Source organism: Microlunatus sp. Gsoil 973, from assembly GCF_009707365.1.
Taxonomy (GTDB): domain Bacteria; phylum Actinomycetota; class Actinomycetes; order Propionibacteriales; family Propionibacteriaceae; genus Microlunatus.
The window spans coordinates 3,709,734-3,724,471 of the sequence record NZ_CP046122.1 but is presented as its reverse complement, the minus strand read 5'-3'; the positions used below and the strand labels follow the sequence as shown (position 1 = coordinate 3,724,471).

General features: G+C 65.3%; 10 protein-coding genes. 6 read left to right on the top strand and 4 right to left on the bottom strand.

Annotated elements, in window-relative coordinates:
- Positions 1–200: 200 nt before the first annotated feature.
- Genes GJV80_RS17575 through GJV80_RS17555 form a run of 5 tightly spaced genes read left to right on the top strand, consistent with a single transcriptional unit; the run spans position 201 to position 6,347 of the window.
- Complete coding sequence (locus GJV80_RS17575) at positions 201–2,309, top strand: beta-galactosidase (protein WP_195908994.1); 2,109 nt, start codon at positions 201–203, stop codon at positions 2,307–2,309.
- Positions 2,310–2,356: 47 nt separating this feature from the next.
- Positions 2,357–3,247, top strand: a complete 891-nt coding sequence (locus GJV80_RS17570; protein WP_230207806.1) for an NAD(P)-dependent oxidoreductase — start codon at positions 2,357–2,359, stop codon at positions 3,245–3,247.
- Positions 3,244–4,110: a hydroxypyruvate isomerase family protein gene (locus GJV80_RS17565; RefSeq protein WP_154689007.1), complete on the top strand. Its 867-nt coding sequence runs from the start codon at positions 3,244–3,246 to the stop codon at positions 4,108–4,110. Before GJV80_RS17570 ends, GJV80_RS17565 begins: the two co-directional genes overlap by 4 nt.
- A 49-nt stretch (positions 4,111–4,159) precedes the next feature.
- Positions 4,160–4,876, top strand: coding sequence for a glycoside hydrolase family 16 protein (locus GJV80_RS17560; protein WP_154689006.1), 717 nt, complete (start codon positions 4,160–4,162; stop codon positions 4,874–4,876).
- A 55-nt stretch (positions 4,877–4,931) separates the two neighbouring features.
- Positions 4,932–6,347: a glycosyltransferase gene (locus GJV80_RS17555; RefSeq protein WP_154689005.1), complete on the top strand. Its 1,416-nt coding sequence runs from the start codon at positions 4,932–4,934 to the stop codon at positions 6,345–6,347.
- A 27-nt stretch (positions 6,348–6,374) separates the two neighbouring features.
- Here GJV80_RS17555 and GJV80_RS17550 read toward each other — a convergent pair whose 3' ends face one another.
- On the bottom strand, positions 6,375–8,711 hold the full coding sequence (locus GJV80_RS17550; protein ID WP_154689004.1) for a bifunctional diguanylate cyclase/phosphodiesterase: 2,337 nt from the start codon (positions 8,709–8,711) through the stop codon (positions 6,375–6,377).
- A 382-nt stretch (positions 8,712–9,093) separates the two neighbouring features.
- On the opposite strand from GJV80_RS17550, the gene GJV80_RS17545 reads away from it, so the two are divergent.
- Positions 9,094–9,657, top strand: coding sequence for a CGNR zinc finger domain-containing protein (locus GJV80_RS17545; protein WP_154689003.1), 564 nt, complete (start codon positions 9,094–9,096; stop codon positions 9,655–9,657).
- Positions 9,658–9,750: 93 nt separating this feature from the next.
- Here the strand turns inward: GJV80_RS17545 and GJV80_RS17540 are convergent, their stop codons facing one another.
- The 3 genes from GJV80_RS17540 to GJV80_RS17530 all read right to left on the bottom strand — a co-directional run bounded on the left by GJV80_RS17540 (position 9,751) and on the right by GJV80_RS17530 (position 14,719).
- A complete protein-coding gene (locus GJV80_RS17540) occupies positions 9,751–11,940 on the bottom strand; it encodes a hypothetical protein (protein ID WP_154689002.1) in 2,190 nt (729 codons plus the stop codon).
- On the bottom strand, positions 11,937–13,679 hold the full coding sequence (locus tag GJV80_RS17535; RefSeq protein ID WP_195908993.1) for an extracellular solute-binding protein: 1,743 nt from the start codon (positions 13,677–13,679) through the stop codon (positions 11,937–11,939). The genes GJV80_RS17540 and GJV80_RS17535 overlap by 4 nt, the downstream gene beginning before the upstream one ends.
- Before the next feature lie 236 nt (positions 13,680–13,915).
- Positions 13,916–14,719 carry an amidohydrolase family protein gene (locus tag GJV80_RS17530; protein WP_370518769.1) on the bottom strand — a complete coding sequence of 268 codons (804 nt, stop codon included), beginning with the start codon at positions 14,717–14,719 and terminating at the stop codon, positions 13,916–13,918.
- Positions 14,720–14,738: the final 19 nt, after the last annotated feature.

Sequence of the window (14,738 nt, the reverse complement as noted above, 5' to 3'; positions counted from 1 at the left end):
CTGACGAGTGCTTAGGTCTGGTCGGAGCACTTGACAGACAATAATACCGGAAATACTCTCCAGAGAGTCGCTGGGTGCGTGATCTTCCGGGGCTGCTCCTGCGCTACCGCGGCACTCCGACACCGACCGGGAATCGGTGTGCAGCAAGAGATGGTGGCAGGTTGATCAACAACAGACGTAGCGACGCAGGAGCCAGCCAGGTGAACGAGAAGCCAGCGATCTACCAGGGATTCCCTTACGGTGCGGTGTACTTCCGCAAGACGAATCCGCCGGCCGCCGACTGGGAGCGCGACTACGCGGTCGCCCGCGAGGACGGCTTCACCAGCTTCCGACACTGGTTCATGTGGGCGGGCATCGAGGTTGCTCCCGGGGAGTTCGAGTGGGACGACTACGACCGGCAACTTGATCTTGCTGCCTGGAACGGTCTGACCACGATCATCGCCGAGCATGTGACGATCGCTCCCGAGTGGCTCTTCCTGACCTACCCCGATTCGCGCTACGAGCGCCGCGATGGCAGCAAGATCGACTCGCAGATGCAGGTGAGCTCGAGCATCGGCGGCACGCCCGGCCTGTGCCTGGACAATGATGACGTCCGGGCGGCTGCCGGGCGATTCCTCACCGAGCTCGTGACGCGCTACCGCAACCATCCGGGCACCGGCGGCTACGACGTGTGGAACGAGACCAACATCGATCCCGACGTCTGTTACTGCCCGGCTACCCAGGCTCACTTCCGGGAGTGGCTGAGGAAGCGGTACGGGGACGACGTTTCGATACTGCGCACCCGTTGGGGCCGGTACTACTCCGCATGGGAGCAGGTCCAGGCACCGCGGACGCTCGGGCTGTACGGACAGAGCATCGACTGGCTGCTCTTCCGCCGCGACCGCGCCCACGAATTGCTGCGCTGGCGCGTCCAATTGATCAGATCGTTGGACCAGGATCATCCGATCACCGCACACGGTGTCGCCGGCACCCTCGGATTCGGCATCGAGAAGGGCATCGACGACTGGATGGCCGCGGCCGAGGTCGATTCCTTCGGCTTCACCTTCGTCGCATCGCGGCGCAGCGACCGACGGTGGAAACAAGCGCTCGCCGTGGAACTCGTCCGGTCGGCGAGCGACGGGAAACCCTTCTGGCATTCCGAGATGCAGGCCGGACCGTTGTGGCTGCAACCCCAGGTCGTCGGACGCCCGCTGGACGACGGCCGCGTCTCGACCCCCGACGACATCCGCTACTGGAACCTGATGAGCATGGCCGGCGGCGTCAACGGCATCTATCACCTGCGCTGGCGACCCCTGATTGACGGACCGCTGTTCCAGGCGTTCGGCGCCTACGACCTCGACGGATCGCGCACCGATCGATCCCGTCAGGTGTCAGCAATCGCCCGATGGGCGGCCGAAACCGAGCAACAGCAGCTCTGGGCGGCACGGGCGGCGCCGGCACCGCTGAGTCTGCTCTTCGTCCCCGAGTCACAGGCGTACGGACTGATCGCCCGACACAGCCGCAAGCCGTACGAACGGGCCATCTCCGGCGCCTGGCGGGCTCTCTACGATCTTTCGGTGGTGGCGGATCTGCGCAAGCTGCACCAGCTCGCCGGAACCGAGGTCGCCTACCTGCCTTGTCCCACGTTGCTGCCCGACGAGTGGGCCCGGGCTCTCATCGAATGGGTGCGGGCCGGCGGGACCTTGATCAGTGAGGCGACACCCGCCTGGTTCAATGATCACGCCCATGCGGCGACCCGCCGACCGGGAGCGGGCCTCGACGAGCTCTTCGGAGCGACGGAATTCGACGTGGAATTCACCCCGGAGATCCTCGACGACGTGCAGTTCCGCAGCGGGGGCCATCGTGCCTACGGTGGTGAGATCAGACAACGGTTGACTCCCACGACGGGCGTACCGACCGGATGGTACGACGACGGCTCGGTCGCCGTTGTCGATCATGAGTTCGGGGCCGGCCGGACGCGGCTGATCGGCACGATGCCCGGCACCGGCTACAGCACCCACCAAGACAGTGGCACGCGGGGCTTCTACCAGAGCGTCCTCGATTGGGCGGGGGTCCGGCCGCAGGCCCGCGCGCACGACGACCGCTTGGTCACCCGGTTGCATGTCGGTGACGCGGCGGATTTCCTCTGGGTGATCAACTCCAGTCGCGAAGACGTTGAGTCGATGGTCGAGTTGTTCGGCGAACGCTCGTTCAACAAGGAGATGCGGGTGCTGTGGGGGAGCTCGGACCAGTTGGAGCTTTCCGAGACCGACACGACCAGGGTGCGGATCCCCGCGCGTGACGGACTGGTGATCAGGATCGGCAGGTAGCCGCACCGAACGCAACCGGACCGACGATCCGGAGAGAGGACGGAAACGTGAGGGTGGCCTTCATCGGCTTGGGCGTCATGGGTCTGCCGATGGCCAGGAACCTCCTCAGGGCCGGCCATACGGTGATCGGGTTCAACCGATCTCGGGAGAAGATCGAGAGCCTCAAGTCCTCCGGTGGACTCGGTGCCGGATCGATCCGGGAAGCGGTGGATGGTGCCGAGGTGGTCGTGACCATGCTGCCCGACACTCCCGATGTGCTCGCTGTCCATGCCGATGATCATGGTGTGCTGCAGAGCGCCGCGCCAAAGACGCTGGTGATCGACATGAGCACCATCCGTCCGGACGTCACCGTCGACCTGCACGCCCGCGCAACATCCGCCGGACTCGCGTTCCTCGATGCACCGGTGTCCGGTGGCGAGCAAGGAGCGATCGACGGGTCGCTGTCGATCATGTGTGGCGGCAGCCAGGAGGCCTTCGATGCCGCCCTTCCCATACTGGAGAAGGTCGGCACAACGATCGTGCGCGTCGGAGGCCCGGGTAGCGGCCAGACCGTGAAGGCGGCCAATCAGCTTCTGGTGGCCGGGACGATCCAGCTCGTCGCGGAGGCGATGGTGTTCCTGGACGCGCACGAGGTCGACCTCGCACCGGCGCTCGCGGTTCTGAACGGCGGCCTGGCCGGTAACGCGATCCTCACCCGCAAGGCGAAATCGATGATGGATGCAGAATTCAGTCCGGGATTCCGAGTTGATCTTCACCACAAGGATCTTGGAATCTATCGTGAGGCCGCCCGTGATCAAGGCGTGTTCTCACCGCTCGGTGCTGCCGTGACCGAGCTGATGGCAGCGTTGCGCCGAACGGGCGGTGGAAGCCTGGACCATTCGGCGCTGCTCCGGCAGGTCGATGCATTGTCCGGCCGCTCCCGGTGGTCCGGACGATGACCGCAGGTGCAGCTCGGGCCGAGGGCGAGCGGGTCTGGTCCTTGGTCGCCAACGTCTCGCTGTTGTTCAACGAGTTGCCTTGGTTGGAGCGGATCCCGGCTGCCAAGGCGGCGGGATTCGACGCGATCGAGGCTTGGTGGCCGTTCCCGACAGCTCGCTTCGACGACAACGTCGAGCGATTCGTGCGTATCGTCGAACAGACCGGGATCCGGCTCACCGGACTGAACTTCTTCGCTGGTGACATGCCCGGCGGACAGCGCGGGATCGTGTCGCACCCCGACCGGCGGGACGAGTTCGCGGAGAATGTCCGGGCGATCGTTCGGATCGCTCAGCGGACCGGAGCACGGGGCTTCAACGCGCTGTACGGACAACGGAGACCGGACACTGACCCTGCGGAGCAGGATCGGGTGGCAGTGGAGAACCTGGTGTTTGCCACCAGTGAACTCGCCGGTGTCGGCGGAACGGTTCTGGTGGAGCCGTTGAGTCGAGGACTGAACGGCGCGTATCCCCTGGAAACCGCGGAACAAGCCGTGCGGGTCGTTCAGCGAGTACGAGAGATCACCGCCACGGACAACATCGGCCTGCTCTTCGACACCTTCCACCTCGCCAACAACGGCGAGGATCTGGTGGCGGTGATCCAACGGTACGGTCAGCTGATAGCTCATGTGCAACTGGCCGACGCTCCCGGACGCGGCGCGCCCGGGACCGGCACGGTGGACTTCGACCGGGTACTGATGGCTCTTGCGAACGCTGGTTACGATCAGCTGATCGCGTGCGAATACGTTCCCGGCGGGGAGACGACTGCATCGCTGGACTGGATCTCGGCGATGCCGAGCCTGGGCCTTGGGCCGGGCATCCGATAGCCTCTGGGCGTTGCCGAACCTGTGGCTTCCTTCCCCCCAAGGAGCTTCAATGAAGAAAGTTCTCGGACTTGTCGGCGCCGCGTTGCTGGTTGCAGCGACCGGGTGGAATGCGCCCGTGGCGTCCGCACGTTCCTCCACCTTGTCTTGGCGCGGCTATACCTGGGTGGCCCGTTCCGTTTCCGGAAACCCGGGCGCGCCGCAGCAGTGGTCGCCCAACAACGTCTCCATCGACTCCGGTGGCCGCCTCCATCTGAAGGTGACCCGGGACAAGAAGGGCCGGTACACCCAGGCAGAACTGGACTCGATACGCAACGGCTGGGGCTACGGCACCTATCGTTGGCAGGTCGACACGAGCGTGTCCAGCCTTGCGCCTGAATACGTCCTCGGGCTGTTCACCTACAGCCAGGACCCGGCCTACGGGCATCGGGAGATCGACATCGAGGCTGCCGGCTGGGGCACCACGCCGGTCACCTGGGACTACACGACCTGGGCAAACGGCCACTATCCCGTCGCACGGACACCGGCGCCAGCCGGGCCGAGTACCCAACAGTTCGAATGGACGCCCGGTCACCTCACCTGGACGTCCTGGGACGCGACCGGCTCGGTGTTCGCGACGGCGACGGCCTCCGGCGCCGATGTTCCGGTACCCGGTGACGAAAGCCTCGGGATCAATCTCTGGGTGTGCGGCTGTGAGAGCGGCTGGGAAAGTACGCCGCCGACCGAGGTCGTGATCAGCGACTTCGCCTTCACACCCGCGCAGGCATGAGCCGGTTGATCATGGTGCACCGGTTCCGAGCCGCTTAGGGCCGACGATGCAGAAGATGCAGCGATTGGTCGGGCTGTTCGTCCTCGGCGCGGCGCTGCTCGGCCTCACGCTGGTCGTCATCGCCATCGTTCTCACCAAGGCCTCTCACGTTGAACGACCGACGACCGGAGTGCTCTTCGGAATCTGGAGGGTCGTCTACGACGCTCGCCCGCCGTCGGTGATCGCAGTGCTCGGCGGGATCGGACTGGCGCTCGTCCTGGCCGCTGCCATCGGTGGACTGGAACACCGGGTGGCGACTTCGTCACGGCGCAGCGTGGACATGGTTCGCAAGCCGCTCTCGCCACGGATCGTGATGGCTGAAACCCGGGGTGTCTTCGCCGGTCCGGTCACGGTGACCGTGTTGATCCCGGCGCACAACGAGGAAGAATGTATCGCCGACACGATCGCCTCGCTGAAGCAGCAGTCTCACCCACCGGCCCGGATCATCGTGGTCGCCGACAACTGCACGGACGCGACCGTGCCGATCGCCGAATCCGCCGGCGTTTCCGTCTTCGCGACCACCGGCAACTCCAAGAAGAAGGCCGGCGCCCTGAATCAGGCGCTGGCAGCGATCCTGCCCGACCGGGCCGACAACGACCTGATCATGGTCATGGACGCCGACACCGTCCTTGATCAGGGCTTCCTGGAGGCGGCGATCGAGCGGATGACCGACGACCGGGCGTTGATGGCGGTCGGTGGCTTGTTCTACGGCGAAGAGGGGCACGGGCTGATCGGTCAGTTCCAGCGCAACGAATACGCCCGCTACGCTCGCGACATCCGTCGCCGGCGCGGCAAGGTGTTCGTGCTCACCGGAACCGCTTCGGTGTTCCGGCCACGGGCCCTGCGTGCCGTCGCCGCTGAACGCGGCCGCTCCCTGCCAGGTATCTCCGGAGATGTCTACGACACTGTCGCGCTGACCGAGGACAACGAACTGACACTCGCGATCCGGTCCCTCGGCGGACTGATGGTCTCGCCGGCGACCTGCACGGTGGTGACCGAGGTGATGCCGACGTGGCGGGCGCTGTGGAACCAGCGGCTGCGTTGGCAGCGGGGCGCGCTGGAGAACCTCGGCGCCTACGGCTTCCGGGCCTCGGTCGCCCGTTACTGGTCGCAGCAACTGGGCATCGGATACGGCGCGGTCGCTCTGTTCGCATACTTCCTGCTGATCGTGCTGCAGCTTCTTTCGGCGGACAGCTGGGTCTGGTTCCCGTTCTGGATCGCGATCGGGCTGATCTTCATGCTGGAACGGCTGATCACTGCCTGGGCGGGCGGATGGCGGGCGCGGCTCCTCGGCGTCGCGGTGTTTCCGGAACTGTTCTATGCCGTCTTCCTGAATTTCGTCTTCCTCAAGGGAATCCTGGATATCTCCCTGCAACGGACAGCGCAGTGGACGCATCTGAGTCGCGAACCTGCCACCGAGGAAGGGGAGTGAAGATGATCAGCCGGTCGGCCGTCCGGTTCAGGGTCCGGATGTCTCGTCGGCCGGCTGGTGGATGAGGCGGGTCTCCAGTTGGCCGCGGGGCACGGCAGCCCCGAACAGATGGCCTTGGGCGTGTTCGACGCCAAGGGTCTCCAGGAATGCCAACTGCTCGGGCAGTTCGACGCCTTCGGCGACGATGCCGAGCCCGGAAGACTGGGCGGCGTAGATCATCAGTTGCAGCAATCGGCGCGCGGACGGACTACTGGAGTTGAGGAAGCTCCGATCGATCTTGACCCGATCGATGGGCAGCCGGGTCAGCTGAGCGATCGAGCTGTATCCGGTTCCGAAGTCGTCCAGGGCGAGGCCGACGCCCAGCTTGCGCAGCGCGTCCAGATTTCCCAACGCGAGCTGTTCGTCGATCAGCACCGTCTCGGTGAACTCCAGGACAAGCCGCCCGGGTTCGACCTGATGGGCGGCCAGCGCGTCGGCCACGTCGGCCTGGATGCGCGGGGTGTTGATGTGGCGACCTGAGATGTTGACGGTGATGAACAGGTCGCTCAACTCCTCGACGCGGCTCCACTCGCTGAGCACCTGCGTCGCCTGGTAGAGCACCCAGGTGTCGAGGTCGCAGATGAGGTCCGACGATTCCGCGACCGGGATGAACTGGCTGGGAAGAACCATGCCGACACCGGAACGGTTCCAGCGCAGCAGCGCCTCGCACCCGGCGACCCGGCCGGTGGCCACGTCGATGATCGGCTGGTAGTGCACGATCAGTTCGTCGTGGCCGATTGCATGGGCGATGGCGTCCTCGAGGTCGGCCTGCCGGTCCAGCGCCGTGGCGAACAGCTCGATGCGCCCACGACCGTTCGCTTTGGCCCGGTACGCCGCAGTGTCGGCTTCGTGCAGCAGAGCATCGGCGTCGGTGAGCAGATCGTGATTCAGCGCGATGCCGATACTCGCGCCGACGTTCGCCTCACCTCCGGTGATCGAGATCGGCTGTGAGATCGCCGACACGACCCGCCTGGCAACCTCGGAGGCCGAGGTCACGCTCTCGATCGGCGACACCAACACGACGAACTCGTCTCCGCCGAGCCGTGCGGCCGTGTCGCCGGCCCGAATCTCATCGCGCACCCGCCGAGCCACCTCACGGAGCACCTCGTCGCCGGCGTGATGGCCGTGGGCGTCGTTGACCGCTTTGAACCCGTCGAGGTCGATGAACAGGAGGGCGAGCAGGTCGCCGCTGCGCTGGGCACGACTCAGTGCGGCGTGAATCAGGCGCATCGCTTCCGGGCGGTTGGGAAGGCCGGTCAGCGGATCGTGCGCAGCCTGGAAGGCCAACTCGTCCCGGAGCAGTTCGAGTTGGGAATTGGCTGCGGTGATCTGGCCGATTCCCACCCGCATCCGCGCCATGACCAGTCCCAGAATGACGACTGAACCGATGGCCACGGCTCCGACGTCGATTCTGGATCCGGTGAGCTGTTGGACTCCGAGGATGCCCGGGGCGATCAACACAGCGACGGTCATCGCCGCGAGCCGGGTGTGACGCAGGGGGAGGTCGACCTCCGGGGTGGGTGAGGAGGTCGGAGCAATGGAGGGGTGCAGGGCGGCAGCGCCCCACAGCAGATAGGAAGCCAGCCACAGGAAGTCGACGCTGTCGCTCTGCCCCGACCCGAAGAGGTTCAGCCCCAGATAGAGGCTGTCGGCCACGATCAACAGGGCCAGCGCGCCGAGCAGCAGCCGCATGGAGTTGGTCCGGCCGCCGGGGGTAACCAGCAACAGGACCAGCCCGGCGAGCAACAGCAGATCGGCTATCGGGTAGGCCGCCGCCACTGCCGCCGACAATGCCGACTCGTGTGGTGACTTGATCGTCGGCTGCAGCAGGACAACCCAACAGAGCAGTCCGAGTCCTGCGGTCACGATCGAGCTGTCCAGCAGCGCCACGTCCCAGCGGATCCGTCGCGCCCGTACCAGCCAGATCAGGGCGACCGCCAAGACCGGGTACGCGCTCAGGTACGACGCATCCGCCCATGACGGGTAGGGCACCTGGTGCGAGACGTCTTCCAACCAGGAATAGATCCCGTCGCCGAGCAGCAGCAGGAATTGGCCGACGGCCATCAGGTACCACGGCAGGCGCGGGGACGGGCGATGCAGCCGTACTCCGACAACAATGGCCGCGACACCGATCAGGCCGATCACTTGGTAGACGGCATCACTGACGGCCTTATCGCGGATCAGCTCGAAGCCGAGAAGCATCAGCGCACTGAGGAGGAGGTAGCTGAACCAGAGTCGCCGGCTCCGCCGGTCGCGCGCTGCGCCCTGCTTCGTACGGGCGGAACCCGGCGCTCGGGTGGCCAGGCGCCGCGTCGGCAGCGTCATGGGGTACGGGGCCGGCCGGCCGCTCGCGAGCGGCGATTCACGGCCTGCTCAGATACCAACGCTGAATGACGATATGCGTGCTGGTCCATCGATAACTGCCTCCATTGTCTGCCAATACAGTTCGCGGTCCCTATTGGTGCGACGGATCTCGGTCAGCAATAGCGGGTTACCCAGCGCGACGCCAGGACAACGAAGGACCGGTTCGCGTACAGTTCGAACGCCTGTTCCGTCGCCGTCGGCGACTTGAACCCTGCCGCGTGTGGGCCTGACGCCGCGACAGGATCGCCAGCCTGAGAATAATGGGCTATCTTCGGTTAGGGCCTGACTGGTTTGTCCTACGGCTCGTTCGGCGGCGAGCCTGTCATGGGAGGCGAAAGAACCGATGCACGCGAAGACGGACCGCATCCGCGTGATGGGCGTGATTGCAGACCTCGCAAACTCCGCCCCGGCGCCGGGACGCGAAGAGGGTCTGGCGACGGTGGCTGATCTCGAGCGAAAGCTGCAGGAGTGGATCGTCACCCAGGTGGCGCCGATTTCGGATGCTGATCTTGTCGGCATCCGCGAGCTGCGTGACCGACTCCGCGCAGTCTTCATCGCGCCGACCGAGCCTGAGCGGATCGAGATCATCAACGATCTTCTGGCCAAGGCCCGGTTCCACCCGACCGTGGTCAACCACGACAGTCTCGGCCTGCATCTGCATTACTTCCTCCCGTATTCGTCGGCGGCCGATCACATGCGGGCCGACTGCGCAATGACACTTGCGTTGCTGTTCGAGGAGGGCGAGGGCACTCGACTCAAGACTTGTGCGGCTCCGGATTGTACGAACGTCTTCTATGACACGTCGAAGAATCGTTCTCGCATGTACTGCGACAAGCAGGGCTGTGCGAATCGCATGCACGCGGCGGCGTACCGGGCGCGGAACGCGCGGCGACTCAGCCAGGATTGAGCCAGCCAGGATTGAGTCAGCCAGGATTGAGCCGGCCAGGATTGAGCCGGCCAGGATTGAGCCGGCCAGGATTTGCCTCAGCCCGGATTTTCCTCAGCCGGGATTGAGGTCGGAGATCGCCCCGCCGGCGGGCACCGTCGAAGTGTCCAGGCGACGGCGATAGTCCGGTAGTTCGGCCGTGAGCACGTGATCGAGATGCGCCAGCTTCCACCGGATGTGTGCTGAATCCCCGAGGTAGCCCATCGACGGCTCCCAGCCCAACCGGGAGTCCGCGTCGGTGCAACCGATGGCCTGGCTCGCGTTGTCGTATTCGGCTCGGCCGATCGCCATCAGTTCGTCGACAAGTGCGTGCGCTGCGGGGCGCTCTGTACAGATCAACAACTTGGCTCGGGCCAGCCACCAGCGTTTGACGTTGATCGTCGTCCGGATGCTGTGGGCGATGAATGCTGCCAGGACTTCGAGTCGGTGAGCGGCCGGTTGCCGATACGGCGGTGCCAGAGATCGTGCGACCGCAAGTTCGTCGCGCCCGGAGTTCCAGAGCCGGAGCATTCGGGAAAGGCTTGCCAGTTCACCATGGACCCGAAGCGAATTCGGTGTCACGTCGACCGTGTTGACCTGGTCCGGTTCATAGGGGATCTTCACGATGCGGTCGCCGAACATCGCGTCGGAATCGACCACCGGACGCGGAGTGGAGAACAGCGTGAGTGGATAGGCGGGGCCGATCCGAAACGGTCCGTACTGGTCGGCGTTGGTCGGAATGTACTGCCGGGCCGCCTCGCTCCAGGCATGCCAGGCTCCCAGCGCGGCCGACGCACCGGCTCCGAAGTCCCGTTCGGCAAGTTGTTCGATGAGGGCTTGGGGATCGGTCACCGGAGTCCAGAACGACCATTTCGCCAGATCACTGATCACCGATGGCCACCAGCCGTAGTGGTGATTCTCCATGAGGCCGGACAATCCCCAGTCCTCGGCCGCGGCAAGCAGCGCGCGGTGGCGATTCGCCCATTGCTGGGGAATCGGCTGAAAGGGGATGACTCCGAAGTCCCAGGTCAGTCCGCCGGTGTTCGCCATGGCGAACAGACTCATGCCCCGGCCATGGACGGTCCTCGCCTCGCTCGCGAAGTATCGACCGGGACCGGCGACCGCGGCGGTGTAGTCGACACACATGTTGGTCACGCCGTCGTGCTCGATGGGCTCGAACATCTCGAAGGTGGCCTGCACCGTGATGTCGGAGGGAAGGCTCTCCAGCAACTCCAGCCGTTCGGCCTCCGGCGCCCAGCCCCAGTTGTAGGTCCAGAAGACGATCTCCAGGTCCGGGTTGTGTTCCCGGCAGACGTCGGCGACCAGCGACACCCACTCCGGGTAGTCGGCACACGGCCACCAGCCCGGGTTCGGTTTGTCACTGGGCAGGCCGTCCGCCGCGGGAGTGGTGTGTGCGCGGCCGGTCGTCCGGGGGTCCCGACTGGCGAACTCGATGGACTCGCCGACGAGGATGATGCCCTTGGCGCGCGGGCATGCCGCGATCAGTGACCCGTAGGTTGCGGCGTACTGCTCGCGCGCGCCGGGGTCGGCGGGATGAACCGAATCGTTCTGCACGTAGGCGTACAGATACAGGTCGAGGCCGTGGTCGGCCGCACGGTCGGCCATCGCCGCGAACGGCCGGTGCCGTCCCGGTGACCGCCCCGGTCGGCGATGTGTCGTCTCGTCGGGACTGCGGTCGGGACCGGAGGCGAAGACAACGATGCTGTCCATGCCGGCATGGGCGATCTGATCGAGGTACTGATCAGGGAACTCGTCCAATCCCCAGCCGGAATGGGTCATCCGCGGCGCGAAGACCGGTGAGCGGGTCTGCTTCATCGGGCGCAGATAGGGGCCGCGTCGAAGGTTGAGCAGATCCTCCAGGAAATAGGCTCCCTGAGCTACGGCTCGGCTGTCGCGTCCGGTGATCGTCACGCGATCGGGTGCGACATCGATGGTGTAGCTGCGGGCAGGGCGGCACTGCAGGTCGGGCAGTTCCGGAATGATCATGAGTTGGACTACGCGCTGATCGTCGCCGGAACCGGGTGTGATCGCGATGTCGAGGCCCATGCTGACCGCGAAGTAGTCGGCGAGATCCTCGGCGATCCGGCGCAGTCCCGGCTGTCCGGGCGCGGGAATCACCACGGACCAGTTCGGGTCGATCACGATCTCGCCCGGAGATGGCTGGGCCAGGGGGTCCCGCCGGTCCGCCCGATGCACGACCTCGAGTTCGCGACGGAAGTCGTACCGCCTCGCCGGCTCGGTCACTTCGGCCTTGAGTCGTACGCCTTCTGGTAGACGTCCAGATAGCTCTGCAGATTCATCGCCGTGAAGGAGTCGGCGTAGGCCTTCCAGTCGGCGTCGTTGTCGATGTTCTTCTTTCCCAGGGCGAAGTTCGACATACCCTGTTGGACCGCCTGGGAGATCGACGTCGCGGTGTCGGCGGCCTGGGCGGCCGAGTCGTCGGGAATGATCAACGGCGGAAGCTGCATCTCCTTCGGCTCGGCGAACGGTTCGTAGGCGGCGCTTGCGTCCCACAGCGACGCTTCGTAGGTCGGGGCCTTCGGATCGACGCGCTGGCCGCCACGGAAGTCCAGCGACCGGTACATGACCTCGTTCAACACCCACGAGGTGCCGGCCGGAGCCGGCCACTGGACATCCGCCCAGATCGCCTGCTTTCCGTTGATGCCCTTCTCGCCCTCCTTGGCCCACTCCCAGTTCTTCTTCTCCAGACCGTCGTAGAGATGCATGGTGGACACCGCGTCGAGCTGGTAATCGCACCACTGGACGAGTTGCTCGGGCTTCTTGCAGGCACTGGTGATCACCAGACCGGGTTGTGACCCGAAATACCAGTCCCACTGTGCGTACTGGACTCCATCGGGACCCTTCAGCGGCGGAACCGGCACATAGTCGCGCCACGGCGCGTCCTTGTCCAGGTCAACGGTGGTGAAGAAGCTGCCGAACCAGTACGCCCGGACGAACCCGAGCAGGCCCTTGTTGCCGGCCTGCTGCAACTCCGTTGCGGTCATCGAGAACGCCTCCGGCGTCAACAAACCGTCCTTGTTCAGCTGGCGCAGGTAACGCAATGCCTGCCGCCACTCGTCGAGGTTGGCGACGAACTGGACCTTCCCGTCGTTGAGCCGAAGCCATCCGCCTGTCGCGCTGCCGACCGGTGAGTAGAGGAACGACTGCATGAAGAAGTTGTCCAAGGGATTCCCGACGCCGGCGGCGAAGGGAACAAAGCCGGACTTGCCGGATGGGTTCTTGCCCTTGAACTCCAACAACACCTGTCGCAGTTCCTCGGTCGTCTTCGGCATGTCCATGCCGATCTTGTCCAAGTAGGACTGACGGATCCAGGCCCGTCCGTTGCTGCTCCGACAGTGATAGCAGTCGCTGACGCCGGGCATGGTGTAGAGCTTGTTGTCGGTCGCGGCATTGATCGGCCTGAGGTCCGGGTAGGACGCCATCATGTCGCGGGTGGCCGGCGCGTACACCGCGATCAGGTCGTCGAGTGCGGCGAAAGTGCCCTGTTGGCCGTACAACGACAGCTGTGCGGCGGTGAATGGAATGCCGAGGAACGCGTCCGGCAGTTGACCGCTGGCCAGCATCGCGTTGATCTTCGTGAGGTCGGTCGACCCGTCGCTCGCGGTGGTCAGCACCTGCTCGAACTGGACCTTGACGCCGGTGCGCTGTTCGAACCACTTCGTGGCGTCGTTGGTGTTCCAATTGCCGATGTTGGCGGCGTCCTGGCGCACCACGACCCGGAACGTCTGTGAACCGTCGCCGAACGGCTTGAGATCGCGAGCCTTCGGCCCGACGTAACCCTCCGGATACGGCGGTCCTGCCACTTCGGGAGGCAATGTGTGCGGCGCTGCCTTCGGCTTGTCGTTTGCGCCGCCCGTGCCGGAGCCGCCAGGCGTGCAGGCGGAGACAGCTGCTCCGGCCGCGGTCAGGGCGGAGACCTGCAGCAGTCGCCGACGGGAGAGGGACGATTCGAAAGCGGACACGGTGGTGCTCCTTGCGTTCGTATCGAAATGCACCTTCGCTTCACATCGTCATGTGCAATCGCGTATGACGGAACGTTGACCGAAGGCTAGTGCGGGCCAAGTTCGCTGTCAATGGCTCGGGTTTGATCACCGAAGCTCTCGATGATCATGCGCGTAATGGATTACGGTACTGATCACGGTCGATAGAGCCCCGGCCGTCTGCGCTGTCGGATCAGTGCCTGGGGCAAGTGGCCCCATCACCGGTGAGTCAATCCGTCGAGCAGGTCGACCATCCCTTGGTGCTGCACCAGCCGGCGGTCCACCGCAGGCAGCTGCGCGAGACCCGGCGGGGAGACGGCGGATTCGAAGGTCGTCGCCTCCAGGCACGGGCTGAAGTCCGAACCCCAATGCACCCGGTTCGCGCCGAAGGCTTGCACAGTCCGCGTTGTCGCCGTCGCCTGGTCGGTCGCCGACCATCCGCGTGCCGCCAGGGCGTAGTAACCGGAAGCCTTGACATGAACGGTGCCGATCGCTGCCAACTCGAGGAGACCGCCGAGTGCCGCGGAAACTCCGCCCGGGCCGGGACTCGGTGGTGCCCCGAAATGGCTGATCATGATCAGCAGGTCGGGACGTCCGGCGGCGATGTCACCGATCCGTGCCAGAAACGCGGGTGCCGTGTTGACACTGACGATGCGCGGCCCGGGCAGCCGCGACCAATCGTCCGGGGTCCACGACTCGAGTCCCGCCACGGCTTGCTCGCTCATCAGATAGAGCGAGATGCCGACAAACCTGTCCAGCGGCAGGTCGTCCAGCGCATCCAGCGCCGATCGACCACGCTCGGCAGCCACATAGGCCAGCGGCAACGCCCACGTGGTGTCCTCGGCAATCGTTGCCAGATAGGCGTTGTTGCGACGGTGCCCAGCGTCGCCTTCGTAGCCGATCACCAGGGCAGAGGTGATAGCGAATCGATCCCGCCGGCGGGCGTACTCGATCATCTCTTGTCCTGCGGCCCGATCCCCCCGATATCCGCGTTCGAAGAGATGGATGTGAGAATCGATCAACGGCTCGCACCGCCCCCGG

Bases quoted from the DNA above. Each gene is read 5' to 3' on its own strand.
- GJV80_RS17565 (WP_154689007.1), top strand. From the start codon at position 3,244: ATGACCGCAGGTGCAGCTCGGGCCGAGGGCGAGCGGGTCTGGTCCTTG.
- GJV80_RS17560 (WP_154689006.1), top strand. From the start codon at position 4,160: ATGAAGAAAGTTCTCGGACTTGTCGGCGCCGCGTTGCTGGTTGCAGCG.
- GJV80_RS17555 (WP_154689005.1), top strand. From the start codon at position 4,932: ATGCAGCGATTGGTCGGGCTGTTCGTCCTCGGCGCGGCGCTGCTCGGC.
- GJV80_RS17550 (WP_154689004.1), bottom strand. From the start codon at position 8,711: ATGACGCTGCCGACGCGGCGCCTGGCCACCCGAGCGCCGGGTTCCGCC.
- GJV80_RS17545 (WP_154689003.1), top strand. From the start codon at position 9,094: ATGCACGCGAAGACGGACCGCATCCGCGTGATGGGCGTGATTGCAGAC.